Origin of the sequence: Halolamina pelagica (genome assembly GCF_001307315.1) — an archaeon.
GTDB classification, from domain to species: domain Archaea; phylum Halobacteriota; class Halobacteria; order Halobacteriales; family Haloferacaceae; genus Halolamina; species Halolamina pelagica_B.
This window is the reverse complement of sequence record NZ_LGUC01000001.1, coordinates 1,535,557-1,558,742: the sequence shown is the minus strand read 5'-3', so window position 1 is coordinate 1,558,742 and position 23,186 is coordinate 1,535,557. Positions and strand designations below refer to the sequence as shown.

22 protein-coding genes, 1 tRNA gene and 6 pseudogenes are annotated in these 23,186 nt (G+C 66.5%); 14 read left to right on the top strand and 15 right to left on the bottom strand.

Translation table 11 applies throughout. The features are described 5' to 3' along the window. Positions 1-2: 2 nt before the first annotated feature. The 4 genes and pseudogenes from ilvC to SY89_RS08205 all read right to left on the bottom strand — a co-directional run bounded on the left by ilvC (position 3) and on the right by SY89_RS08205 (position 5,032). Positions 3-1,034 (bottom strand): ketol-acid reductoisomerase, encoded by a 1,032-nt coding sequence (gene ilvC, locus SY89_RS08220; protein ID WP_054583849.1) that lies wholly within the window; start codon positions 1,032-1,034, stop codon positions 3-5. After that, on the bottom strand, positions 1,027-1,749 hold the full coding sequence (gene ilvN / locus SY89_RS08215; protein WP_054583848.1) for an acetolactate synthase small subunit: 723 nt from the start codon (positions 1,747-1,749) through the stop codon (positions 1,027-1,029). Before ilvN ends, ilvC begins: the two co-directional genes overlap by 8 nt. Continuing rightward, positions 1,746-3,564 (bottom strand): annotated as a pseudogene (gene ilvB, locus SY89_RS08210) (biosynthetic-type acetolactate synthase large subunit). Before ilvB ends, ilvN begins: the two are co-directional and overlap by 4 nt. A gap of 241 nt (positions 3,565-3,805) precedes the next feature. Next, positions 3,806-5,032, bottom strand: coding sequence for a LeuA family protein (locus SY89_RS08205; protein ID WP_080506640.1), 1,227 nt, complete (start codon positions 5,030-5,032; stop codon positions 3,806-3,808). Positions 5,033-5,181: 149 nt separating this feature from the next. Here SY89_RS08205 and ilvD point away from each other — a divergent pair, with 149 nt between their 5' ends. The 3 genes and pseudogenes from ilvD to SY89_RS19845 form a co-directional block, all read left to right on the top strand. After that, entirely contained in the window at positions 5,182-6,933 is a 1,752-nt protein-coding gene (ilvD, locus tag SY89_RS08200; RefSeq protein WP_054583846.1) for a dihydroxy-acid dehydratase, read from the top strand. A 47-nt stretch (positions 6,934-6,980) separates the two neighbouring features. Next, positions 6,981-8,251, top strand: a pseudogene (locus SY89_RS08195) (HEAT repeat domain-containing protein). Positions 8,252-8,320: 69 nt separating this feature from the next. Continuing rightward, positions 8,321-8,668, top strand: a pseudogene (locus SY89_RS19845) (hypothetical protein); the annotation flags it as partial. Positions 8,669-8,687: 19 nt separating this feature from the next. Here SY89_RS19845 and SY89_RS08185 read toward each other — a convergent pair. After that, entirely contained in the window at positions 8,688-9,422 is a 735-nt protein-coding gene (locus SY89_RS08185; RefSeq protein ID WP_054583844.1) for a protein sorting system archaetidylserine synthase, read from the bottom strand. A gap of 128 nt (positions 9,423-9,550) precedes the next feature. Between SY89_RS08185 and SY89_RS08180 the strand changes: the two genes are divergently transcribed. Then, complete coding sequence (locus SY89_RS08180; protein ID WP_054583843.1) at positions 9,551-9,991, top strand: cupredoxin domain-containing protein; 441 nt, start codon at positions 9,551-9,553, stop codon at positions 9,989-9,991. A 69-nt stretch (positions 9,992-10,060) separates the two neighbouring features. Here the strand turns inward: SY89_RS08180 and SY89_RS08175 are convergent, their stop codons facing one another. The 4 genes and pseudogenes from SY89_RS08175 to SY89_RS08160 form a co-directional block, all read right to left on the bottom strand. Beyond that, positions 10,061-10,690, bottom strand: coding sequence for a 30S ribosomal protein S3ae (locus SY89_RS08175; RefSeq protein WP_054583842.1), 630 nt, complete (start codon positions 10,688-10,690; stop codon positions 10,061-10,063). Then, complete coding sequence (locus tag SY89_RS08170) at positions 10,687-10,929, bottom strand: KEOPS complex subunit Pcc1 (protein ID WP_054583841.1); 243 nt, start codon at positions 10,927-10,929, stop codon at positions 10,687-10,689. The genes SY89_RS08175 and SY89_RS08170 overlap by 4 nt, the downstream gene beginning before the upstream one ends. Beyond that, positions 10,926-11,858, bottom strand: a complete 933-nt coding sequence (locus SY89_RS08165) for a hypothetical protein (protein WP_054583840.1) — start codon at positions 11,856-11,858, stop codon at positions 10,926-10,928. Before SY89_RS08165 ends, SY89_RS08170 begins: the two co-directional genes overlap by 4 nt. Before the next feature lie 223 nt (positions 11,859-12,081). Continuing rightward, positions 12,082-12,548 (bottom strand): annotated as a pseudogene (locus tag SY89_RS08160) (30S ribosomal protein S15). Between the two features lie 241 nt (positions 12,549-12,789). Here SY89_RS08160 and SY89_RS08155 point away from each other — a divergent pair. The 4 genes from SY89_RS08155 (at position 12,790) to SY89_RS08140 (ending at position 15,748) form a co-directional block, all read left to right on the top strand. Beyond that, a tRNA-OTHER gene (locus SY89_RS08155) sits at positions 12,790-12,860 on the top strand. A 1,055-nt stretch (positions 12,861-13,915) separates the two neighbouring features. Further along, positions 13,916-14,383 carry a type IV pilin domain-containing protein gene (locus SY89_RS08150; RefSeq protein ID WP_239685560.1) on the top strand — a complete coding sequence of 156 codons (468 nt, stop codon included), beginning with the start codon at positions 13,916-13,918 and terminating at the stop codon, positions 14,381-14,383. A 13-nt stretch (positions 14,384-14,396) separates the two neighbouring features. Next, positions 14,397-14,903: a type IV pilin N-terminal domain-containing protein gene (locus SY89_RS18370; protein ID WP_054583837.1), complete on the top strand. Its 507-nt coding sequence runs from the start codon at positions 14,397-14,399 to the stop codon at positions 14,901-14,903. A gap of 212 nt (positions 14,904-15,115) precedes the next feature. Next, the gene (locus SY89_RS08140; RefSeq protein WP_054583836.1) at positions 15,116-15,748 is read left to right on the top strand and encodes a hypothetical protein; all 633 of its coding nucleotides are present in this window, start codon (positions 15,116-15,118) and stop codon (positions 15,746-15,748) included. Between the two features lie 82 nt (positions 15,749-15,830). Here SY89_RS08140 and SY89_RS08135 read toward each other — a convergent pair whose 3' ends face one another. Continuing rightward, complete coding sequence (locus SY89_RS08135) at positions 15,831-16,265, bottom strand: hypothetical protein (RefSeq protein ID WP_054583835.1); 435 nt, start codon at positions 16,263-16,265, stop codon at positions 15,831-15,833. Further along, positions 16,211-16,519 (bottom strand): zinc-dependent metalloprotease family protein, encoded by a 309-nt coding sequence (locus SY89_RS19580; protein ID WP_394325751.1) that lies wholly within the window; start codon positions 16,517-16,519, stop codon positions 16,211-16,213. Before SY89_RS19580 ends, SY89_RS08135 begins: the two co-directional genes overlap by 55 nt. Positions 16,520-17,074: 555 nt before the next feature. On the opposite strand from SY89_RS19580, the gene SY89_RS08130 reads away from it, so the two are divergent. Together SY89_RS08130 and SY89_RS17230 are read left to right on the top strand one after the other, a co-directional pair. Further along, positions 17,075-17,395, top strand: coding sequence for a hypothetical protein (locus tag SY89_RS08130; protein ID WP_054583834.1), 321 nt, complete (start codon positions 17,075-17,077; stop codon positions 17,393-17,395). Between the two features lie 189 nt (positions 17,396-17,584). Continuing rightward, a complete protein-coding gene (locus tag SY89_RS17230) occupies positions 17,585-17,725 on the top strand; it encodes a hypothetical protein (protein WP_189319137.1) in 141 nt (46 codons plus the stop codon). 27 nt (positions 17,726-17,752) lie between these two features. Here the strand turns inward: SY89_RS17230 and SY89_RS08125 are convergent, their stop codons facing one another. Together SY89_RS08125 and SY89_RS08120 are read right to left on the bottom strand one after the other, a co-directional pair. Continuing rightward, positions 17,753-18,784 carry a PAS domain-containing sensor histidine kinase gene (locus tag SY89_RS08125; RefSeq protein WP_275575417.1) on the bottom strand — a complete coding sequence of 344 codons (1,032 nt, stop codon included), beginning with the start codon at positions 18,782-18,784 and terminating at the stop codon, positions 17,753-17,755. An 8-nt stretch (positions 18,785-18,792) separates the two neighbouring features. Next, a complete protein-coding gene (locus tag SY89_RS08120) occupies positions 18,793-19,161 on the bottom strand; it encodes a PAS domain-containing protein (protein WP_054583832.1) in 369 nt (122 codons plus the stop codon). 243 nt (positions 19,162-19,404) lie between these two features. On the opposite strand from SY89_RS08120, the pseudogene SY89_RS19330 reads away from it, so the two are divergent. Both SY89_RS19330 and SY89_RS19065 read left to right on the top strand, forming a co-directional pair. Continuing rightward, positions 19,405-19,566, top strand: a pseudogene (locus tag SY89_RS19330) (hypothetical protein); the annotation flags it as partial. A 74-nt stretch (positions 19,567-19,640) separates the two neighbouring features. Further along, complete coding sequence (locus SY89_RS19065; protein ID WP_275575422.1) at positions 19,641-19,772, top strand: hypothetical protein; 132 nt, start codon at positions 19,641-19,643, stop codon at positions 19,770-19,772. A 44-nt stretch (positions 19,773-19,816) separates the two neighbouring features. Here SY89_RS19065 and SY89_RS08115 read toward each other — a convergent pair. Together SY89_RS08115 and SY89_RS08110 are read right to left on the bottom strand one after the other, a co-directional pair. Then, positions 19,817-20,567 (bottom strand): annotated as a pseudogene (locus tag SY89_RS08115) (ABC transporter permease). 107 nt (positions 20,568-20,674) lie between these two features. Beyond that, entirely contained in the window at positions 20,675-21,787 is a 1,113-nt protein-coding gene (locus SY89_RS08110; protein ID WP_080506638.1) for an ABC transporter ATP-binding protein, read from the bottom strand. A 199-nt stretch (positions 21,788-21,986) separates the two neighbouring features. Between SY89_RS08110 and SY89_RS08105 the strand changes: the two genes are divergently transcribed. Together SY89_RS08105 and SY89_RS08100 are read left to right on the top strand one after the other, a co-directional pair. Then, the gene (locus tag SY89_RS08105) at positions 21,987-22,838 is read left to right on the top strand and encodes an SDR family oxidoreductase (protein ID WP_054583831.1); all 852 of its coding nucleotides are present in this window, start codon (positions 21,987-21,989) and stop codon (positions 22,836-22,838) included. A 98-nt stretch (positions 22,839-22,936) separates the two neighbouring features. Continuing rightward, a complete protein-coding gene (locus tag SY89_RS08100) occupies positions 22,937-23,179 on the top strand; it encodes a SelT/SelW/SelH family protein (RefSeq protein WP_054583830.1) in 243 nt (80 codons plus the stop codon). Positions 23,180-23,186: the final 7 nt, after the last annotated feature.

Genomic DNA, 23,186 nt, shown 5'->3' with positions numbered 1-23,186 from the left:
TGTCAGTCGTCTGCGGGCGCGTTGGCTTTCTCTCGGTGCGACTCCTCGCTCCAGGCGAACAGGCCACGGAGCTCCTCGCCCACGTCCTCGATGTCGTGGGCCTTCTCGGCGCGGCGGCGCTGGCCGTAGGACGGCCGGCCGGCCTGGTTCTCGGCGATCCACTCGCGGGCGAACTCGCCGTTCTGAACGTCCTCGAGGACAGTCTCCATCTGCTTGCGCGTGTGGTCGTCGACGACCACCTCGCCGCGGGTGAGCCCGCCGTACTCGGCGGTGTCCGAGACGGAGTCCCACATCCCGCTCATCCCGCCCTCGTACAGCAGATCGACGATGAGTTTGAGCTCGTTCAGACACTCGAAGTACGCCATCTCCTCGCTGTAGCCGGCGTCGGTCAGCGTCTCGTAGCCCGCCTTCACGAGCTCGGTGACGCCGCCACAGAGCACCGCCTGCTCGCCGAACAGGTCGGTCTCGGTCTCCTCGCGGAACGTGGTCTCGATGACGCCCGCTCGGGTGCAGCCGATGGCGTCGGCGTACGCCAGCGCCTCCTGTCTGGCCTCGCCCGTGGCGTCGCGGTACACCGCGAGCAGCCCGGGCGTCCCCTCGCCGGCGGCGTACTGCCGGCGGACGATGTGGCCCGGCCCCTTCGGCGCGACCATCGTCACGTCCACGTCCTCGGGCGGTTCGATCTGGTCGTAATGGACGTTGAACCCGTGGGCGAACTGGAGCGTATCCCCCGCCGCCAGTTCCGACTCGATCGCCGCGTACACGTCGGGCTGGACGGTGTCCGGGACGAGCATCGACACCACGTCGGCGGCGGCAGCGGCCTCGGTCGGCGTCGCGACGGTGAGCCCGTCCTCGCGGGCCGCCGAGCGGGAGGCCGACCCCTCGCGAAGGCCGACGATAACGTCGACCCCGCTCTCCGCGAGGTTCTGGGCGTGGGCGTGGCCCTGGCTGCCGTAGCCGAGCACCGCGACCGTCTTCTCCTCGATGTAGCTGTGCGCCGCGTCGTCGTCGTGGTAGATCGTGTTCTCAGTCATCGGTCGTCGGCGCCTTCGGCGCCGTTGTGTGGCTCGATGCCGCGTCGATCCGCGGTCGTTCGTAGCGCTCCTCCTCGGCGTCGGTGGTCCACTCGGTCCCGCGGGCCAGCGCCGCAGTCCCGGTTCGAGTCAGCTCCCGGACGCTGAAGCGCTGGAACGCCTCGATCGCCCGGTCGATCTCCGCGGAGCTCCCCGTCGCCTCGACGGTCACCGTCCCGGGCTCGGCGTCGAGCACTCGGCAGTCGAACATCTCGGCGACCGACTCGACGGCGGCGGGCCGGTCGTCGTGGACTTTCAGCACCGCCAGCTCGCGCCGGACCGCATCCCGGCCCAGCTCGCGAACCGAGATCACCGGCACCAGCTTCTCCAGCTGCTTCTCGACCTGCCGGACGCCCGGCTCCGGCTCCTCGATCGTCAGCGTCATCCGGGCGGTCTCGGGGTTGGTCGTCGGGCCAACGGTCAGCGAGTCGATGTCGAACCGGCGGCGGCTCACCAGCCCCGCGACCTCCGCCAGCACGCCGGGTTCGTGTTTGACCAGCGCCGAGATGGTGGCTCGTCGCTCCGGGTGGCTGGCCTCGGCCTCGGGGTCGACCCGGACGCCCTCCGACGAGCGTCGCCCGCGCGGCCGGTCGCGATCGTCCGGTCCCGGCCCGGTCAGGCCGTCCCGGCTGGCGTCGCGGGTCGCGAACTCAGCGTCGGCGCGCTCCCGGCTCATAACTGGGCCTCCGAGAGCGCGAAGCCGCTGTTGTCGCCGCCGCTCGGAACCATCGGGTAGACGTTCTCGTCCGGGTCGATCCGGGCGTCGACGACCGACGGGCCGTCGTGGGCGAACGCCGCTTCGAGCGTGTCGGCCACCGCGTCGTAGCGCTCGAGGGTGAACCCCTTCGCGCCGAACGCCTCGGCGATCGCCTCGAACTCGGGCATCCAACCGTACTCCGAGGCGGTGTGGCGGCCCTCGAAGAAGGCGTCCTGCCACTGCCGGACCATCCCGATCGCCTCGTTGTTGAGGACGATCACCGTCACGTCCAGGTTCTCCCGCGCGGCGACCGAGAGCTCCTGCAGCGTCATCATGAACGAGCCGTCGCCCTCGAAGCAGACGACCTCCCGCTCGGGGCGGCCACCTTGGCACCGATCGCGGCCGGCAGGCCGTAGCCCATGGTTCCCAGCCCGTGGCTAGAGACCCAGCAGCGCGGGTCGCGGTACGTCCAGTACTGGGCGGCCCACATCTGGTGCTGGCCGACGCCGGTGGTGACGATCGCGTCCTCTGGCGTCGCCGCATCGGCGGCCTCGACGACGAACTGCGGCTTCAGCGGCTCGTCGTCAGGCGCCGCGTACGTCATGGGGTAGGTCTCCTCCCACTCGCGGCACTGCTCGCGCCACGCCGCGTGGCCGTCCGTCTCCGACCGCGCGTCGATCGCGTCGTGGACCTGGGTGACCACCGCCGCGGCGTCGCCGACCAGCGGGTAGTCCGCCTCGACGTTCTTCGAGATCTCGGCGGCGTCGATGTCGGCGTGGATCACCTCGGCTTCCGGGGCGAACGTCTCGATGCCGCCCGTGAGGCGGTCGTCGAAGCGCGTCCCGATCGCGAACAGGCAGTCGGTGTGTGAGATCGCCATGTTCGCGGCGCCGGTGCCGTGCATGCCCGCAAAGGAGAGACAGCGCTCGTCGTCCTCCGGCACCGCCCGAGGCCCGGCATCGTCGTCACCACGGGCACGTCGAAGCGCTCGACGAACGCCCGGAGCTCCTCGCTGGCCGCCGCCTTCACGACGCCGCCGCCCGCGAGCACGAGCGGGCGCTCCGCCCGGGCGAACGCGTCGGCCGCGGCGTCGACCGCGGCCCCGTCGGCGCGCTCGGGCGCCTCGTAGTACTCAGGGAGCCCGGCCGCGGGATCGGCGTCGGTCGTCATCGCGGCCGTGCTGGCGTCCTTCGGCAGGTCGACCAGCGTCGGCCCGGGACGGCCGGCGCCGGCGAGTTCGACCGCCTCGCCGACCGCAGGGCCGACGGCGTCGGCCTCGCCCGCGACGTAGTTCTCCTTCGTGATCGGCCGGGTGACGCCGACGGTGTCGGTCTCCTGGAACGCGTCGTTGCCCAGGAACGCTGTCGGCACCTGGCCCGTCAGCGCGACGAGAGGGTCGGAGTCCATGTCGGCGTCGGCGATCCCCGTGACGAGGTTCGTCGCGCCCGGACCGGAGGTGGCCATGCAGACGCCCGGGGTCCCCGTCACCTGCCCGTACGCGTCGGCGGCGTGGGCGGCCGCCTGCTCGTGGGCCATCGTGACGTGGGTCGGCGCCGCGTCGGCCTCCGCGAGCGCGTCGTAGACGGGCATGATCGCGCCGCCCTGCACGCCGAAGACGTACTCGACGCCCGCCGCCTCGAGCGCCGCGATCGCGGCGTCGGCGCCGGTCGTCGCCGTGGACGGCTCGTCGTGGTCGGCCGGCTGTTCGTCGCTCGGTTCCGCTCGGTCGTCGTCGTGCCGTGGCTCCGGTTCCCCCTCGGCGGGTCGGGCCGCGGCGGGTGCTGGCTCGCTCATCGTGTCTGGTGACTGCAGGCTCGCTGGTCGGGTGATGCGACGGTCGGGTCAGAAGTGGGTAGTGTAGGGGTCAGGCAGCCCCTACAATGATGAGCGAGACGCTGACGCCGAGCGAACGAGTGTGGCGTCGACGCGTCATAATCGACCCGAGGATTGCGACTGTGATAACTCTTTTCACGGCATGGTGGCGCGTGACACGATCGGGGGCGCCGCGGCTGTCGCGGCGCGCGCTCGGTCGTGATCATCGAGCCGCGCCCTCCGTGACCCGCTGGGGTTCCCGGTCCACGTCGTGGGCCTCGGCGATGGCGTCGAGCGTGTCGTCGGTGATCTCGTCGCCGTCGGCGCCGCGGTCTTTCACCTCGCGGGTGACCGCGCGCACCTGCTCGTCGGTCGGGTCGAAGCCCGCCTCGTGCAGGCGCTCACGGACCGAGTGGGTACCGGTGTGTTTCCCCAACACGAGTTCGCGCTCGGCACCGACCATCTCCGGGGTCATCACGCCGGGCTCGAACGTCGCCGCGTTCTCGATGACGCCCGCGGCGTGGATGCCGGACTCGTGGGCGAACGCGTTGTCGCCGATCACCGGCGCGTTGGGCGGCTGGTCGACGCCGCTGTGTGCTTCGACCGTACGCGCGAGGTCGGTGATCGCGGTCGTGTCGATCCCGGTGTCGGCGCCGTAGACGCTTTCGGCGGCCATGACGACCTGCTCGAAGGCGGCGTTGCCGGCGCGCTCGCCGATGCCGCCGACGGAGACCTGCGCCTGGTCCGCGCCGGCCTCGAACCCCGCCAGCGCGTTCGCGCTCGCGAGCCCGAAGTCGTCGTGGGTGTGCACGTCGATCCGAGCGTCCGTGTGCTCCCGGATCGCCCGGATCAGGGCCGTGAACCGGTCGGGAGTCGCGACCCCGCAGGTGTCCGGGACGTTGATCCAGTCGGCGCCGGCCGCCGAGACCGCCTCGACCACGTCGAAGAGGTAGTCGGGGTCGGTCCGCGTGGCGTCCATGGGGGAGAACATCACTTCCGCCCCGGATTCGGCGGCGCGTTCGACGCTCGCGACCGAACGCTCGAGCACGGCCGCGCGGCTGGCGTGCATCGAGTCCTCGATCTGCACGTCGCTGGTCGACGCGAACGTGTGGACCATGTCGACGCCGGCGTCGATCGCGGCCTCCACGTCGTCCTCGACGACGCGAGCCAACCCACAGACCGTCGTGTCGGCCGCCGAGGCGATGTCGCGGACCGCCGCGAACTCCGCGTCGGAGTTCACGGGGAAGCCCGCCTCGATCACGTCGACGCCGGCGGCGGAAAGCGCCGCGGCTATCTCGCGTTTGTCCTCGTAGGAGAACGACGTACGGGGCGACTGTTCACCGTCTCGCAGAGTGGTGTCGAAGATCCGAGCCGTGGCGAACTCGGGATCAGTTCTCAGCGTGCCCTGGGAGAACTCGATCCGCCGGGGATTCCGACGCTCCCTCGATATCGTGAGACATTGCGTCCCACGCTATTTCGTGCCGTGGCATAAACCTGTCGCAGGTATCCATTACGGTTAATAGGGATGAACCCCACTTAGAGTGGGTATTGATCCCACGCCCGGGACGGAGTTAAGTGCCCCCGGGCGTGGGTGACGGTATGAGTCGACAGCACACACCCGGGGAGAACGACCCTCCGAGCGGGGGGAAATCCCCGGCGCTGCGGAGCAGCGAAGTGACCGAGGGCCCCGAACGCGCGCCACACCGCGCGATGTTCCGCGCGATGGGGTTCGACGACGACGACCTCGCCTCGCCGATGGTCGGCGTCGCCAACCCCGCCGCGGACGTGACGCCGTGTAACGTCCACCTCGACGACGTGGCCGACGGCGCGATCGCCGGCGTCGACGACGCCGGCGGCATGCCCGTCGAGTTCGGTACCATCACCATCTCCGACGCCATCTCGATGGGCACCGAGGGGATGCGGGCGTCGCTGATCTCGCGGGAGGTGATCGCCGACTCCGTCGAACTGGTCGCGTTCGGCGAGCGCCTCGACGCGCTGGTCACCGTCGCCGGCTGCGACAAGAACCTCCCCGGGATGCTGATGGCCGCGATCCGGACGGACCTCCCGAGCGTGTTTCTCTACGGCGGCTCGATTCTCCCCGGGCAGCACGAGGGGCGCGACGTGACCGTCCAGCACGTGTTCGAGGGCGTCGGGACGTACGCACAGGGCGAGATGAGTCGGGCGGAGCTCGACGAGCTGGAGCGCAACGCCTGCCCGGGCGCCGGCTCCTGTGGCGGCATGTTCACCGCGAACACGATGGCCTCCATCAGCGAGGCGCTGGGACTCGCCCCACTGGGGAGCGCGTCGCCGCCGGCCGAGAGCGAGGGCCGAACCGCCGTCGCCGAGCGCGCGGGCGAACTCGCGCTCGACGCCGTCGAACACGACCGTCGCCCCTCCGACGTCCTCTCGCGGGCGTCCTTCGAGAACGCGATCGCGGTGCAGGTCGCGATGGGTGGCTCCACGAACGCCGTGCTCCACCTGCTCGCGCTGGCCGCCGAGGCCGGGATCGATCTCTCGATCGACGACTTCGACGAGATCAGTCGGCGCACGCCGAAGATCGCCAACCTCCAGCCCGGCGGCTCGCGGGTGATGAAGGATCTCCACGACGCCGGCGGCGTCCCGGTCGTGATCCGCCGGTTGGTCGACGCGGGGCTGTTCGACGGCGACGCGATGACTGTCACCGGACGCACCGTCAGCGAGGAACTGGACGAACTCGATCTGCCCGCCGACGAGACGCTGGACGGCACCGACTTCCTCCGACCCGTCGACGACCCGTTCCACGAGGAGGGCGCGATCAAGATCCTGCAGGGCAACCTCGCGCCCGACGGCGCCGTGCTCAAAGTCACCGGCGAGGACCAGTTCCACCACGAGGGGCCGGCCCGCGTGTTCGAGAGCGAGGAGGACGCGATGCAGTACGTCCAGGAGGGCGGTATCGCCTCCGGGGACGTGATCGTGATCCGTAACGAGGGGCCACGCGGTGGCCCGGGGATGCGCGAGATGCTGGGCGTCACGGCCGCCGTCGTCGGGCAGGGCCACGAGGACGACGTGGCGATGGTCACCGACGGCCGGTTCTCGGGGGCGACACGGGGCCCGATGATCGGCCACGTCGCCCCGGAGTCGTACGTCGGCGGGCCGCTGGGGGCCCTCGAGGACGGCGACCACGTCACTATCGACATCCCCGAGCGCACGCTGGCCGTCGAACTCGGCGACGACGAGATCGCGGACCGGCTCGACGAACGAGAGCGCCCGGAGCAGGCCTTCACCGGGGGCGTCCTCGGGAAGTACGGCGCCGCGTTCGGCTCCGCCGCCGACGGCGCCGTCACCAACCCCGCGCTGAGGCGGGAGCGGTAGCGTTCGGAAGGGAAACGCCTTAATCAGTTTCGAACCCAGTCACAGGTATGACTGACGAGGAGGAGCCGACCGAGACCGAGGAGGAGGCGCTTCAGCTCTCCACCGAGGAGATGGAGTCCCGCCTCGAGGAGGCCAGCGAGGCGCTCGAGGACGCCGAGACCGAGGCCGACCTCGACGACGTCGAGGCCACGGTCGACCGCGTTGCCGGCGCGTTCGAGACGGCCGACTTCGCCGAGGACGACGAGGAGGCCGAGGCGATCCAGGACCGGATCGACGAGCTCCGCGGGGGATCGAGGAGAAGCGCGGCCCCTACGCCGAGGACGTGCTCGACGATATCGAGGCGGCCCAGACCCAGCTCACTGACACGCGCTGGACCGCCAACGGCCTGCCGTCGATCCGCGAGGCCGTCGCGGCGTATCTCGACGCCGCGGGCGACGCGCTCGACACCGAGTTCGCCGCCGCCGACGACGAGGAGCCCGAGGCGCTGGCCGGCGCCCTCGACGCCGTCGCCGACGCGATCGACGATGCCGACCTCGACCCCGACGCGGACGCCGACGCCGTGGCGGCGCTAGTCGAAGCGACCGAGGAACTCGAGAGCGGTCTGGACGACGCCGAGGAGTGGGACGACCTCCAGACCAACGAACAGCTCCAGGCGGAGGGGTTCTACGACGTGCTCGGCCACTACAAGGACTACCCCGTCGAGTGGGCCGCGCTGAAGGAGCACGAACAGCAGGGCAACGTCGAACAGGTGCTTCGCGCGCTCGACGCGCTGGAGTCGGAGTTCATGGAGCGCCACTGCATGGAAGCGCTGACCCGGATGGGCGACCCCGCCGCGTTCGAGGAGATGCACGCGCGTGCCCAGAAGCGTGACAAGCCCGGGATCGAGGCGCTCGGGAAGATGGGCGCCGGCGCCGAGGACGCCGTCGAGACGCTGCTCGAGTACGTCGACGAGGACTCCGACCCGCAGCTCCAGAAAGTGACGTTCAAAGCGCTCGGCGAGATCGGCAGCGAGGAAGCGACCCAGGCGCTCGCGAACAAGCTGGTGATGGACGACGACAACGTGCGCCCGCTCGCCGCCCGCGCGCTCGGCCTGATCGGCGACACCCGAGCGATCGAGCCGCTGGCCGACACGGTCGCCGACGACGAGGAGCGCACCGTCCGCACCGCCGCGGCGTGGGCGCTCCGCCAGATCGGCACCCGTGAGGCGCTCGAAGCCGCAGCCGAGTACGAGGACGCCCAGGAGTACACCCTGCAGGCCGAAGCCGAGAAGGCCCGCGAGGCGCTCGAGGCCGACGACGCCGCGGCCGTCGAAGCCTGATCGGCTGCCGGCCGCGACTGCTTTCGCCCGAAGCTGAATAATTAAGTAGCTAACAGGCCCACCGCCAGTGTGAACGCGTCCGCCCAGCAGCTAGTCCGGCTGGTCAAAGCGCAGGCAGGGGAGAGCTTCCGTGCGGCCTTCTGTTACGACAGCGACGACTGGACCCCGCTGTACGTCCGTTCCGACATCGCGACCGACCAGCTCAAAGCGGTGGTCCCCACCCTCGCCGAGCGCGCGCGCCGACACGAACCGCTCGTCCGTGAGCAGGACTACCCCGGGATGGGAGCACACCGGGCGTCGGTGGCGATCCACGACGAGGCCGTCATGATCCACCTCCAACTCGAGGAGCAGTCGGGGGTCGTGATCACGCTCGACACTGGGGTCGCACAGAACCTCTCCGAGTTCATCGCCGCGTGTGAGCGCGTGCTGTCCCCCCTCAGCGCCGCCAGTAGAGCACCGGCCCGAGCACGAGATACGCCAGCGCGAGGTAGAGCAGGCCGAAGGCGAATCCCCGGCCGTAGAGGCCGGGGAGCAGGATCGCGCCGGCCTGGACGACGCCCATCACCAGCGCGTCCTGCGCATGGAGGTCGGGGTAGACCACGTCACAGAGCATCAGCGGCGTCAACACGGCTGCGAGCGCCAGCAGGAACCCGGCGTCGTGAAACCCCACAAGCACCGTCTCGCTGGTCCGGTAGCCCGTGAGCACGATGGCGCCGAAGATGGTCGCCGCGAGCGTCGTCGGGACGCCGACGGTCTCGTCGCTATCGCTGTCGTAGGCGGTGTACAGTCCGAGCCGCGTGACTGCGGCGGCGACGTACAGTGCAGGCACGGCGACGCCAGCCAGGGCGAGGAGGCCGTCGACGCCGCCGCCGGCGAGCAGCGACGCCGGCGTCCCCCACTCCCGCAGGGAGACCACCGCGACCAGGAACGCGGGCGCGACGCCGAAGGTGGCAACGTCGGCGAGCGAGTCGAGGTAGGGGCCGGCCTCGGTGCCGCCGTACTTCCGGGCGACGACGCCGTCGAGGCCGTCGGCGATGGCGCCGAGCAGCACGAGCCGGGCCGCGAGCCCGATGTCGACGGTCACCGCGACGACCGCGAGAAACCCCAGCGCGGCGTTCCCGACGGTGACGGCGTCGGCTAGCCCGAGGCGGCCGAGGAACCGCGAGCGCATGTCCGGTGCGTCGACCGGCCCCGGTTTACGTGTTTACATCCGGCCGACGGCCGCCGGGCGGCCTGATCGCCCCCGGCTGGTGTGCCAGAATCACGCCGCCTAAATCGCTCGGGTTCCTACGCCGAGACATGGAGCGCCGACGATATCTCGTCGCCGCGGGCACCGCCGCCGCGGCGAGTCTCGGGGGCTGTCTCGGGCTGACTCGGGGCGAGAACAACGAGTTCGACGTGGGGATGCGCCCGACCGCGTTCGACCCACAGACGATCACCGTCGCGCGTGGCGAGGAGGTCGTCTGGGAGAACACGGGCACCCGCGACCACACCGTCACCGCCTACGAGGCGTCGCTACCCGACGGGGCCGCCTTCTTCGCCTCCGGCGAGTACGAGAGCGAGCAGGCCGCCCGCGACGCGTGGGCCAACGGCGCCGGCGGGGCGCTGAGCAACGGCGAGCAGTTCAGCTACACGTTCGAGATCCCCGGCGAGTACAAGTACTTCTGCATCCCCCACGAGAGCGGCGGTATGATGGGGACCGTGATCGTCGAGGACCGCACGCCGACGCCGCCGGAGTAGCGGGCGACGGCGCCGTCGCTGGCAGCGAGTGAAAAAGCGAAAAGCGCGTGAATCCGCTGTCGGACGACGCTACTCTTCGACGTCTTCCTCGTCCACGTCGACCGACGCCTCTTCCTCGGCCGCGACCTCAGCGGGTCGGGCTTCGAGCGTCAGCTTCTGGACCTCGACGCGGCGCAGCGGGTAGATCTCCTTGGCCTCGCCGTAGATGGCCGAGGAGACCCGGCCCTCGACGACGCTGTCGATCAGCTGCTCGAAGGTGCGCTCGTCGGCGGCGTCCTCGACGATGTCGGTCATCACCGAACGGATCGCCTGCTCCTGAGAGCGGTCGGCCTTCTGCGTCGTCAGCGCGACGGGCTGGATCTTGACGCGGTAGTCGTCCGTGGTCAGCAGCGTGACCGTGGCGGCGACTTTCGAGGCGCCGCGGCGGACCAGCGAGCGCAGGTAGTCCCGCGTGAGTTCGTACTTGATGAACTCGGTGTAGGCGGCGTCGCTGCCCACGTCGTTGATCTTGAACGTCAGCTTGCTGTTGTTCTGTCCCTGGTCGCCCTCCATCTCGCCCTGCGTGGTCTCGATGGTTCGGCCGACGACCTGGTTCGGTTCCTCTGCGACGGTCTCACCGATCTCGGCCCGGTCGAACTGCTCGGGCGCGAGCACGGTGTACCATCGTTTGCCTTCGATCGTGGTGGATTTCTCGCTCATGTGTTGTCGGTGTCCCGCGCCGTCTCGCAGACGGCGTCGGCGACGGTCAGGTTGACGAGGTAGTCGTCGACGGAGGCGGCCAGCCCGCCAGCGTCCTCGCGGACGATGGTGGTCCGGACCGCGTCGCCGTCGACGGCCGTCGTCATCGCATCGGTGTTGTCGGGAGCGAGCGCGGCGGCCACGACCCGCGGCTCGTCGTGGGTCGTCGAGAGCGTCGCCTCGTGGGTCGCCTCGCTCATAGCGCCTCCCGGAACGCGTCCGTGAACTGTTCGGTCTCGGTGTCGAAGCGCGCCCAGCCGGCGTCGTCCGTGCCGTGGCCCGTGCCGTCGACCGCGCTCGCGGCGGTCGCGACGGCGTCGCCGATCCCCGACTCGCCCGCGGCGGCCGCGGCCCCGTCGGCCACCGCCAGCGCGACCGGTTCGGGCGCGCGGAAGTCCCGCGCGAGGCGGGCAACCGCCGGCAGTATCGCGGCGTCGGCGTCCCCGAGTTCGAGGACCCAGACACCGTGGTGCCGGGCAGTCGCCGCCGTCTGCAACGCCTCGTGGACGGCCGTCCCGTACTTCCGCCACGCGGCGAGCGCGGCGTCGCGCACGTCCTCGTTCCCGGCGGCCCGCTCGCCCAGCGCCAGCGAGATGCCGGCGGCAGGTGCGGTACGGGCGACGGCGTCCAACACGTCGGCGTAGCCGCCGAGCGTGTCGAACGGCGCGTCCGGGGTTCGGTAGGGGCGGAGTGCGCGCTCGACCGCTCGGCTGGCGCGCTCGGTCGCCCCCGCCGCGGCCACCGTATCGATGGTGACCAGCGACGCGAGTCGGCGGTCGAACTCTTCGCCGCTGCCGGCACTGTCGCCGGCGGCGTGGTCCGCGCCCTCGGCCGTCTCGAGTTCGGCGACCAGCGCAGCGGCCGCGTCCCCGTCGCCCGAGAACGGGCCGTGTAGCAGCGTCGACGCCGCGAGTCCGGACGGGACCCCTCGGTCGGGATCGCGATTCCGGGCTCGTGGTCGAGTCGGCCGGCCGCCTGGGCGGCCTCGAGTGCCGCGTCGGCAGTCCGGACCGTCCCCCCGCGGCGATCGTGCCGGCGAGGGCGAGGACGGGATCCGGATCGGCGCCGACTCGACGAGCCAGCGCGAACGCGCTGGGGCTCGCCGGCCGGTCGAGGCTCGCGTCACCATCGACGGCGGTCGGCCCGACGGCGACGGTGACGGCGTCCTCCGTGGCGGCGGCCGCCTCGTCGTCGAGGCGGAGCTGGAACGGGGTGGCGGTCTCGGCACACGCCCGGGCGAGGAGGCCGGCAGCCGCGAGGCTGTCGCCGTCGCTGGCGGCGGCGACCCGAACGAACGGGGCCGCCGACAGGGTGTCGGCGAGTGGCTCCTCGACTGGGCGGGCGCTCGACATCTATCCTTCGAGGATCTCTTCGGCGGTTTCGTAGTCGTACTCGAACTCGGCGTCGAGCTCGTCGCCCTGGTAGTAGTCGACCAGGCGACGGATCTTGGACTCGGTGTTCTGCAGGGCGCGCTTGTTCTGGGCGTCCTGCGGGTTCCGGTCCATGTGGGCGCGCAGGCGGACTGCGCGCTCCATCAGGTTCCGGAGGTCCTCGGGAGGTCGGAGTCGGCATCGTTCTCCTCGAGGATCTCGGTGACTTTCTTCCCGGTCGCCAGCTTCACGTCCGGGATGGGCGTGCCCTTCACGCCCTCGTCGCGCAGTTTCAGGCCGATCTGACTGGGATCGTGGCCCTGCTCTGCGAGTTCGACGACGCGGGATTCGATCTCCTCGGCGTCGACGTCGCTCCACTCCGGCGGCTCGTCTGCCACGGGGGCGTCCGAACCGGACGACCCGCGGCGGCGTGTGTGCATTCGTGCCATTGTCTGAGTTGGAACGGCACTGACCGCGAAAAGACCGACTACACGTCGGTACACTTCCGCAATCCCAAGCTCGGTCCGTCCGAGCGAGTCAGATTTGCGGCCGTGCTGTTCCCAACGATGAGTGGCCGTCGAGGGGCTTAATGGCTTTCCATCCGGGGCGGGTCGATGTGGCGTCGACGCACACGCCGTCTGGCATCGAAGCCCTTAATAACGAAACCGGGAAACAGTTGGATGCGTTCGAGGGCTCGTAGATCAGTGGTAGATCATCCCCTGGCACGGGGAAGGCCCGGGGTTCAAATCCCCGCGAGTCCACTCGAATTTTACCGGCGTGCAAGGAGCCCAGAGTTTCAGCTCTCTGCGCCCTCTACGGGCCGAATTCGGCACTTGCGTTTTTCAGAATGTCCCATTTTCAAAGAGATTAGCTCCCTATAGGGAGGGTGGGTCGCCGCCCTCTGGCACCGCGGGCGGGGGGACGAGGTGGTCCGCATGAGCGCGCTTCCCGACGAAGAGCCGCTCATCTGCGAGTTCTGCGGGCTTCCGATCACGAACTCGGATCAACAGCGCGCTGCACTCGGTGATGGGAGGTGTCGGCCATGAGCCGCGGCGAGCAGTTCCCGTAGTTCAACGCTCGCGCGCGCTCGTTCTCTTGACGGTGTGGGCAGGGTCACCTGGCCTCCCGACGTAGGACCGTCTTCCCAATCCAGAGGTCCGGGCGTCTTCGCCCGCTCGAGCTGGGCCAGCTTCGCCACTGCCACGTCGCCGTCGGAGAGATCTTCGCCCCAGTGACCGCCGCGACGGTATGGGCTGGCGCTGGCGTCGGCGGCGTGGGCCGACGCCGAGAGAAAGTCCAGTTCGTCGTGGACGTGCAGCTCGCGCTGCTTCTGAGTGACTCGTGGCATAATGAGGGTACGCGTTGCTGTCGCGACCGGCCGGCGATGCCCCGACGGGGAGCCCCCGAAAATCGCCCAGTCTGTTAACCAGGGTCAATCCGCGGCGCACGTCATCGCTACAGCCGGGATGGCTCCAGCGGAGCCGTTGGTCTCACAACTCAGCCCGCGCTTAAAAACGCAGTTCGAGATATTTGGGCGCCAGATCGATACTGTCTGGTCGATCACACTATCACAACCGATAGACGGGCCGATGCCATTTTAGCACCCCTACCCAAATTTCCAGTAGCCCTCTAGTAACGAGGGCATGTCTCATAACCCGGCAGTCCGGGGGATGGCCGCCTCCCGGGTGCTGTTTGTCACCGAGTAGCAGTTGCATACTGGTTTTTCGACGTTGATAATTTGGTCAGCGCTTTTTTATACTGACTCTGAGTCTGTTCAGGTAGACGCGGTAGCCCAGGGGCCGCGCCCACATGTGGTATGCTGCCCCTACTGCCGGGTTATGAACTAGACATGATTTCCAAACTCAAAGCAGTACTCGACGACGATCGTGGTGTCTCTCCGGTGATCGGAGTGATCCTGATGGTGGCTATCACCGTCATCTTAGCGGCTGTGATCGGGACGTTCGTTCTCGGCCTGGGCGACAGTCTCGAACAGGCGCCGCAGGCGCAGCTGGACGCGGAGGCTGCTAGCGGGAGCGATGATATCCTCATTAACCACAACGGTGGGGATGCGCTAGCAAAAGCAGATATTACGATTCGTGCCGAAAATAGTAATGGGAATAACGTTTCCTACAGCACAATCTCAGGTTGGTCTGGCGACGAATTCACAGTTGGCGATACGCTTACTGTTGGTAGCCCATTCGACGGTACTACCGGTCCATACACGATCACTGTCGTGCACGACCCGTCTCAGTCGATCCTCCTTGAAACTGAGGTTGAGGTCTAAATATTGATTGATAATGTATACTAAATATATCCCAATCTCCGACGACGATCGTGGTGTCTCTCCGGTGATCGGAGTCATCCTAATGGTGGCTATCACCGTCATTTTAGCCGCGGTTATCGGCGGGTTCGTCCTCGGACTCGGCGATAGCTTGGAGAGTGCACCCAGTAGCCAGATTTCGGTCGACCCGGCAGCAGCTAGTGCAGGGAACTCTGGTGATGGTATAGTGGCAATTAGTCACAATGGCGGCGATCCGCTTCCGGATGGCGATTACCAGATCCAGGTCCAGAAAAACGGAACAGGGACGTACAAGACGGTGCTTGAAGGTGGAACTGCCAGCCAAGTCGACGTAGATGGTGACACAGTCCAAATCGTCGACAACGTCAATCCTGGAGAGTTCAAGGTTGGCAACGAGATTACTATCGAGGTTATGGGTGGAGATGCCCGTGCTGGAACGTACAGCATCCAGATCATCCACACGCCGAGTGACTCGATCATTGCAGAGGGAGAGGCTGAGGTCTAACCCTGGCATAACCCTCATCTAACACCCGCGATTTTCTTTCAAACCGGCCACTAGCAGCAGGCAGGAACCACAAAATGCAGTTACTGGATCAGAAATCGCTTGCCCGCACATATGACCCTCCAAATCGCGTTGACCCGTGGGACGGTGTCGAACTCTATCGCGAGAGTCAAACCTACCCCGATAACTGGGGCTCGCGCAAAGTCGCCCGGCGGATGGATGTCTCACGCGGCGAGATCTCCCGCTGGGTCGACGGCGACAGCAAGCCCGATGCCGTCCACGCGATCGAGTTCGCGAGAGACCACGGCTGGCTTGCCGAGGAGTGGACGCCGACGACGATCGCGCTCGCCGAGCTGGCCGTCAGCATCTTCGCGTTCGGCTCGATCGAGACGGACACGCTGTTGCCGACGTGGGCGCGCACCCAGCCCGATAACGAGGCCGTCGTCGAGGCCGCGCTCGAACAGGTCGGGACTGGCTATCGGTCAGTCCCGAACGGCGAGGAAACCGCGCAGATCCGACCCACCGACGGAGCCTCGTACCTCGGGCGGGCGCTGTCAGTCATAAACGCACCAGTTGGCCACAAAAACGACGAGACCGTCCGACAGTTACCGAACTGGGTGGATGATGCCCCAGACGAGGCGCGTGAGACGTTCGCGCTGTTACTCGTCCGCGGTCGCGGGTATGAGACTGACCGGCGGGATACGCGGTTCATCAAGACCCGCCGCAGCCGGCAGTACTTCTTCGACGTGGCCGACCTGATCGAGGAGGTGACCGGCGAGTCGGCCAACGTGTTCGAGCAGGGCGTGACCGTCTCAGCGGACGCAGTGCGGGAGCTGGGGTTGGCTTAAGCGACCCCAAGTTGTCACTTTGCGCTAACTTCACTGGCTTTTCAGTATTGCGGGCCTTGGAAGCGAAGCTCAGATGGCCTGATCAGTTGAACCAGCGATCGTCGGCGTTGTCAGAATCCGCGAATGGCGGCGGCAGTTCCGATTCTTCTTCAGCTCCAAAGACGCGCCCAAGCCCATATCCAACATACCACCCGTAGTAGTCCTTACTCACGCCGACAACGGTCACGTTCGCGCTGGTGTAGTACTCCAAAGCCGGATCACCGTCGGGGCTGTATCCGTATTGACTCCAGCAAACCCCTTCCCCACCTAGGCAGTCCGGGCTCGCTCGCATCTCGATCACAAGATCCGCAGCGGACACGTTCTCCGTCATCTCAAAAGAGATCTCCCGGGGGAGCCAATCATCGGGATCGTTTTCGTAGTAGTCGAGGGCCTGCTTCGCCTCCCGATCAGCGCGCTGCTCACTTACACCCCTCCGGCCTTCACGTAGACGGTGAAGTTTGTCTGTTTCCAGGGCCATTCACGTTCAGTTGCATCGGTAATCGAGGTTTCGTTGATGACACTGGTCGCGTTCATCAGTTCTAGCCGATCGGCGTCGTCGTGGTCGAGGCCGAGCGTATGTCCCAACTCGTGTTCGATTGTCGTGATTGTGGACTCGTTCGTGTAGCCGTCCTCAATCTCGATCTCAGTTTTGTCGTCATCAGCAGCACCGACGTACTCATAGACCGGTGCACAGCCGACTGTCGACTCATCATAGCCAGAGCAGTAGCTGATCTTGTCGACGACCTCAACTACGACATCGGCCTCAGCGGTCGAGTTTACGTATTTGAACTGGTACTCGTAGTCGGTGTACTGCCCCCATCTCCGTTCCAGAAACTAATCGCCTCCCGAACCAACGGAGCCCAACTTCTGTTCGAGTCCGTGGTGTCGGTTACTGCTACTGTGACTGGATCCGACAGCCACGGGTTCTGAGGCGGTACTGGAGTGGGCGTTGCTGTGGGTGTTGGCGTGGGCGACGGTGTTGGGGCCTCAGTAGGCGTTCCCGTCGCCGTCGGGGAGGGCGCCTCACTTACGGTCTGGGACGTGCCGGTATTGACGCCTGAACCGCATCCTGAAAGGATGAGTAGGAGGGCTACCAGTACAGTCCTCTGTTTCATTGGTCATCAAATCGATCACGAGCCAATTAATTGTTTTCCACAATGATAAAAACACGAGTGGAAGGTCGATCGGAAGTCTAGGAACCCGACACCGTCTTTCGATTATACCCTATCGGAACCGTTCGGAACACCCCGGGCGACACTCTTGTCGGAACCGTGACTGTGTCAGAACATGGCGACGAAAAGCCAGACCGAGTCCGGCCGCACAGTCGAGTTCACGATCAACCCTCGCGAGCGCCCCGACGCCGACTCCGTCGACGACGACACGCCGTCGCACGTCCTCGTCGAGGTCACCGCCACCGCGCAAACACAGATGGCGATTCTGGCAGCCGGGCCGGCCGGGCGGTACAGCTTCGACTTCCGGATCAGCACCCAGGGCATCGAGATCGTGCGCGCCTACGAAGAGGGCATGCGCGCGAACGTCGACGAGTTGCCGGTGTGGATGACGCCCGTCACTGAGGAAGTGGCGGACGTGATGCTGCAGATGGAGTAGACCGGTGCGCTCACCGATCGCGACCGATCCACTCGCAGAGGGCTCGACCTCTTCGGCGAACCTCTGGCCCGCACCCGATCGGATGGGGCCGATCTTGGTCCTTCCCCGGCCCATTCCGCCGATGAAGTCCCGCTGCTCACGACCGTCAGTCTCGTAGATATCGAGTTCCTCCTTGAGTAAGACATCGAGGTGGTCGATGATCTCGCCGCCACCCTCGTCGAGTCCGAAAACCTCAGCCAACTGGACGAGTGCTTCGACCTCCGTATCGTCCGAGCGGGCGGGTTCGGCTTGGATCTCGTCGGCAGCGTCGGGGCGCGCGGCAGCCCGTAAAGCAGGGACTACGAGAACGCGGTTAGGTCACTTTCTGTCCTCCCAGTCGTCCGCTGTGACCGGGAGTTCGATGGGTATCTCGTTCCCGTCCTTGGGGGCCTCCCGAATCGTGAACGTTCCGCGTGAGTACGTTACGGCAAGGTTGGCGGCCCAGAGGCCCAGCCCTGTCGGATGGGACGTCGAACTGAGGGCTTCGGGGTTCTCGATGAACTCGTACTCGTCTTTGGATATCTGTGGCCCGTTATCTCGCAGGGTTATCGTGACCGGCGTTGACTCGGCTTCGACGACGGCGGTGACCTCTGGTGTCTCAGAACTGTTGTGTTTCACAGCGTTCACAATCAGCTCGCGGAGGGAACGCTCAATTGAGGGAGAGGCGAGGACCTGTGCCGTCTTAGGGGCGGAGAGGCTAAATACAGCCCGTGGGTAGAGCTCCCTGAACTCTTCGAACAGGCCCTCGAGAACGGCAACGATATCGATCTGCTCTCTGCTGTTCTCCTCGAGCACCTGCGAGACGATCTGTTGGTGACGGTCGAACAAGGACAGAAGTTTGTCGACGGACCGGTGTATCGTCTCGATGCGCCGTTTGTCTGACTCCTTCTCACGACCCACTAGCTCATCGGCGTTGCCACGAATGACGTTCAAGTGGTTCCGAAGGTTGTGTTGGAGGAGGTAATCGACCGCTTTGAGGTGTTGTTCTCGAGACCGCTGTTGAGTGATATCTCTCCCGATTCCGACGACCCCGATGACCGAGTCGCCTTTCATCAGTCGCTTTTTGCGGAACTCGTACGGGATCTGCTCCCCGGACTTTGTTTCGACGACAGCTTCGGTAGTGTCGCTCCCGTTGACGAACGCTCGCGAGATCGATTCGGAGATTCGGTCCCCGTGTCTGTCGACGAAGAAATCTTCAACATCACTCGCCAGGACCTCGTCACGCGTGTAGCCGGAGATTTCCACGAGTGCCTTGTTCCAGCGTTCGAGATTTCCCCCGCAGTCAATCACGTAAAACACGTCGTCGATCGTGTCGAGCGCTTTTTCGACGAACTCCCGCTCTTCCTCCAGTTCAGCCTTTATCTGATTGAGTTCCGTGATGTCGATGACGACAGCCTGGCCGATGTCTTCCCCTTGTACCGGCCTGGCGCAGTGGCGACCCTGATGGTCCGCTCCTCCCCTTCATCAGTCCTGAGTTGCATCTGTGTCGGGCCGGCGGATCTTTTCTCATCGACGACCTCCGCCAACTCGGTCTCCGCCGTAAATCGGTCCGCTGGTCTGATAAACTCGAAGATGGAACGACCGATCAGATCGTCCCGGGAGTCGAGAGCTAGGAGATCTAAAACGGCGTCGTTCCCCCAAACGATCTCGCCCGTGGCGTCGAACAAGTTGATCGGAGCGGGCGACGTTTGAATCAGCTCTTGGTACCGTCGCTCGCTCTCGTCCATGGCGTTGACCAGTAATGCGCCCGCTCACATATATACGATTACCCATATTTTCTGAACTCGGAACACGTATCCAATATCGCTGAGTGACAGCGGCACACGCTTCGTCGACGGCGACGCGCAGCAGTTCACACCGGTCCTGCGGCCGTCGGACTGGGTGGTCACCCGAAACCGCCGCCCTGCGGGGGCGTCGGGCGTCTGAATCAGGACCGACGGGGGCACGCTTCTCAGGGATACACCACTCGTATGGTCGGCTGGCTCGATATTTTGGTTACTGCGTTCGTCCGTCAGCTTCTGGCGCTTCCCGGTGAGAAAAGGCAGTTAGTGATCGCTGCGGTCGTACCGTCGTTTTCGGTGATGGTGTTCGGCGAGTTCGGCGACAAAACACAGCTGGTTACGGTCGGCGTCGCCGCCCTGTACGGCGCAACCCCGGCTATTCGGGCGGGTGGGATGCTCGCCATCGACCCGGTGGGCCCGACGGTGTGGTTTCATCCCGCAACTCGGCTCACAACAAGACGCAGTGGGTGCGCTACGCCTCGGCGGGCCTGTTCGCGCTGTTTGGGCGCGACATCGTGGCGAAATACCTCCTCGCCTGCAACTTCCTCCCGTTGTAACGGCGTGGACGCGACGCAGCTAGCCCGTCGCAGATGGACGGAGTTCAGTAATCGCCGAGCACACCCAGGCGCCGAGCCCGGCGCGTGGTAAGGCCGAAAACCGCGTAGCCCAGCGCCAGGTAGCCGACGGACGTGCCAACGAGGACGGCGACCGTCAGTGGGTCGAACTCCCAGAGCTGGACGCCGTCGCGCATCGCGCGTTGCAGCATCGCACTCCCCTGTGCCAACGGCAGGAACCGGGCCCACGGGATGTCGAAAACGGGCGCGGAGATGAGGCCGATGAACGCGAACTGAAGGAGGTTGGCGACGTTCGAGATCCGCTTGTAGAGCACGCTCAATCCCCCATCACGAGCCCGAGTCCGAGCGCGCCGGCGATGGTCAGCGTCGCGACCGGGAGCACCGTCACGACGTTGAGGTCGAGGCTCGTTCCGGTGAGCAGCAGCATGACCACGAGCACCACAGCGGAGGTCATGAACGTCCGGAAGACGATGGCGATAGATTTCGCGACGACGACCGGCCCGAATCCGAACGGCGTCATGAAGTGGCGCTCAAGCGTCCCCAACTCGCTTCGGACTGAATGTCGTTCATGATCCCCGAATACGCGCCGATCGAGAGCGTCCACAGGAAGTAGCCGACGATCAGCCCCTCGATGGAGTCCGAAAACGCCTGGCCAGCGACCAGCGTCCCGCCGTAGAACATCAGGGCGAAGAAGAACACGCCCATGAAGACCCCGAGCGCCGCGTTCAGCGGGTACCGGACCCAGATCAGGAGATCGCGGTAGACGACGGCCTTCAGGAGGTGGTAGTACCCCCGGTTCGTTCTGGCTCGCTGACCCGAGGCGGGGGCCCATCACTGCTACCTCCGCCTCGACTACCTCCTCCCTCGGCGGTCGTCACCGTCGGTCACCCCATCGCTGGGGGCGATCGACCCATCTGCGGCTTCGCGGGGTTCGACGCTCCCTCCTCGCTCACGGGACCGGTTTCCGGGGACCCGTTGGTCATCTCGACGAATGCCTCCGCTAAATCCGGCTGGACCGTCTCGACGCTTGCCACCTCCAGGCTGTGCGCCTCCATCGCGTCGGTCAAGCGGTAGAACGTCTCCGTGTCCGCGGCCACGTTGAAGCGGAGCCGGTCGCCGGTGCGCTCGACATCGGTGAGATCGAAGCGCTCGCGCAGGTCCGCGAGAACTGCGTCGGTACCGCCGCTGACGGTGAGCTGGTAGGCTCGCGTCTCGAAGCCGGCGAGCAGATCTTCGACGGTGTCGTCGACGATCACCTGTCCGTCGTTCATGATGACGACACGGTCACAGACGTCCTCGATCACGTCCATGTCGTGACTCGAGATGACCAGCGTCAATCCGCGCTCCTCGGCAAGCCGCCGGAGCTCATTCCGGAGCGTCACCGAACTCTCGATATCGAGTCCGAGCGTGGGTTCGTCGAGGAAGGCGACGGAGATGTCGCCGGCGAGGACGCTCGCCAGTGACACTTTCTGTTTCATCCCGCGGGAGAGGTCCCGGACTGCCGTGTCAGCGTTCCCCGCGAGATCCAACTGTTCCAGCAACTCCTCGTGGCGACCGGCCACGGCATCGGGATCCTGTCCCCTGACCGCGGCGAAGTACCGGAGGTTCTCCCGCACCGTGAGTCGCCAGTAGTCGTTGCGCGCACCCTCGAGCATCGCGTCGACGTACTCGTAGGCCGCCCGCGGGTTGGTGTGAACGTCGATGCCGTTGACCCGCACCGTGCCGTCGTCGGGCAAGACGAGACCGAGAATCGACTTGATCGCCGTGGTCTTGCCCGCACCGTTCGGTCCGAGCAACCCGACCACTTCACCGGGGGCGACGGCGAAAGAGACGCCATCGACCGCGGTTACGGCGTTCTCACCGCTCCCGAACGTTTTCGCGAGCCCGTCGACGTATATCGCGGCCTCGTCGGGGCCGAGGGCGGCAGGGTCGTCGCTCCCACCGGCCGCCCTGTCGTCCCCGAGACCCTGGCCGTTGTTGGAGGGCTCGCTCACCATCGAATGGCAGTTCGTTCGTCGCTTCGGCTGATAAGCCTACTGTCCGGGTACCTACTCCGACCGGTGTTCTGCCAGCTTGCAGGCCGCCTCGGGGATCGGCGACGGCAACGCCGATCGTGAAAGTCCCAGCACTGACGGGGCACTCCGAGCGCTCGGCCCAGACACCGGGAGTTATAGGTCGGTCGCCTAACCCAAAGACATGGGACTTGCGAACCCCGACCTCTCAGGCTCGACGGCGTTTATCACCGGCACGACCCGCGGGATCGGGAAACAGCTCGCACTCGCACTCGCCGAGCAGGGTTGTAACATCGTCTCGACGGGGAAGACGACCGACGACGACGACACCGACCTCGCAGGATCGATCGAACAGACGGCTCGGGAGGTGCGTGATCGCGGGCCCGAGGCGCTCGCACTCGAACTCGACATCCGGGACGAGAGCCGCGTCGAGGCGGTCGTCGACGAGGCGATCGACCACTTCGGCGAGGTCGATATCGTCATCAACAACGCCAGCGCGATCCAGTTGGCGAACATCGCCGACCTGCCGGCTGACCGGTTCGATCTCCTGACCGAGGTCAACGTCCGCGGCACCCACCTCGTCGCGCACGAGTTCGCCGAGCACCTCGCGGAACTCGAAGAGTCGTGGCTCCTGTCGAACTCGCCGCCGGTCGTGACGGATCGATCGCCCGGGAAAGCGCCGTACGCGTGGTCGAAGCTCGGGATGTCGTTCACCACGCTCTCGCTCGCCGAGGAGCTGGCGAGCGACGACGTCGGCTGTAACACGTTCTGGCCGGTGACCAGCATCGACACGCGGGCGACGCGCCACTTCGGGCTCGGGACGGAAGACGACTGGCGCACCCCGGCCATCGTCGCCGACGCCGTCCTCGAAATCCTGGCACGCGATCCGTCGGAGTGTACGGGCAACAGCTTCTACGACGAAGCCCTCCTCCGTGAGGCGGGCGTGACCGATTTCTCCGAGTACAACCTCACCGAGGGCGACCCGGCGCCGATGTCGGCACAGCTGTTCGATCCGGAATTCGAACGCGAGTACTAACTCGCCGTTCGGCCACCTTGGCAGGGCCCGCCACCGCAACGAGTCCCGGGACCCCCATGCAGAGGTTTAACACGCGTCGGAGCCTACCACTGACCGATATGGTATCCGTGGAAATCGAGTACTGCGTCCCGTGTGGTCACCTCTCGCGAGCACAGGAGCTCGAAGTCGCGATCCTCGAAGCGTACGGCCTGCAGGTCGACCGCGTCGCGTTGGTGACGGGCGACGGCGGCGTGTTCGAGGTGCGCGTCGACGGCGAGCAGGTGTTCGACATCGACGACGACGAGTACGACGCCGACGCGATCGTCGACGCGGTTGGCTCGTACGTCGGCGCGGCAGCCTGAGAAGCGA

What these genes read in the sequence shown, in the direction of transcription:
- ilvC (WP_054583849.1), bottom strand. Translation starts at nt 1,034, where the DNA reads ATGACTGAGAACACGATCTACCACGACGACGACGCGGCGCACAGCTAC.
- ilvN (WP_054583848.1), bottom strand. Translation starts at nt 1,749, where the DNA reads ATGAGCCGGGAGCGCGCCGACGCTGAGTTCGCGACCCGCGACGCCAGC.
- ilvD (WP_054583846.1), top strand. Translation starts at nt 5,182, where the DNA reads ATGAGTCGACAGCACACACCCGGGGAGAACGACCCTCCGAGCGGGGGG.
- SY89_RS08185 (WP_054583844.1), bottom strand. Translation starts at nt 9,422, where the DNA reads ATGCGCTCGCGGTTCCTCGGCCGCCTCGGGCTAGCCGACGCCGTCACC.
- SY89_RS08180 (WP_054583843.1), top strand. Translation starts at nt 9,551, where the DNA reads ATGGAGCGCCGACGATATCTCGTCGCCGCGGGCACCGCCGCCGCGGCG.
- SY89_RS08175 (WP_054583842.1), bottom strand. Translation starts at nt 10,690, where the DNA reads ATGAGCGAGAAATCCACCACGATCGAAGGCAAACGATGGTACACCGTG.
- SY89_RS08170 (WP_054583841.1), bottom strand. Translation starts at nt 10,929, where the DNA reads ATGAGCGAGGCGACCCACGAGGCGACGCTCTCGACGACCCACGACGAG.
- SY89_RS08165 (WP_054583840.1), bottom strand. Translation starts at nt 11,858, where the DNA reads ATGGTGACGCGAGCCTCGACCGGCCGGCGAGCCCCAGCGCGTTCGCGC.
- SY89_RS08150 (WP_239685560.1), top strand. Translation starts at nt 13,916, where the DNA reads ATGCTGCCCCTACTGCCGGGTTATGAACTAGACATGATTTCCAAACTC.
- SY89_RS18370 (WP_054583837.1), top strand. Translation starts at nt 14,397, where the DNA reads ATGTATACTAAATATATCCCAATCTCCGACGACGATCGTGGTGTCTCT.
- SY89_RS08140 (WP_054583836.1), top strand. Translation starts at nt 15,116, where the DNA reads ATGGATGTCTCACGCGGCGAGATCTCCCGCTGGGTCGACGGCGACAGC.
- SY89_RS08135 (WP_054583835.1), bottom strand. Translation starts at nt 16,265, where the DNA reads ATGGCCCTGGAAACAGACAAACTTCACCGTCTACGTGAAGGCCGGAGG.
- SY89_RS08130 (WP_054583834.1), top strand. Translation starts at nt 17,075, where the DNA reads ATGGCGACGAAAAGCCAGACCGAGTCCGGCCGCACAGTCGAGTTCACG.
- SY89_RS08120 (WP_054583832.1), bottom strand. Translation starts at nt 19,161, where the DNA reads ATGGACGAGAGCGAGCGACGGTACCAAGAGCTGATTCAAACGTCGCCC.
- SY89_RS08110 (WP_080506638.1), bottom strand. Translation starts at nt 21,787, where the DNA reads ATGGTGAGCGAGCCCTCCAACAACGGCCAGGGTCTCGGGGACGACAGG.
- SY89_RS08105 (WP_054583831.1), top strand. Translation starts at nt 21,987, where the DNA reads ATGGGACTTGCGAACCCCGACCTCTCAGGCTCGACGGCGTTTATCACC.
- SY89_RS08100 (WP_054583830.1), top strand. Translation starts at nt 22,937, where the DNA reads ATGGTATCCGTGGAAATCGAGTACTGCGTCCCGTGTGGTCACCTCTCG.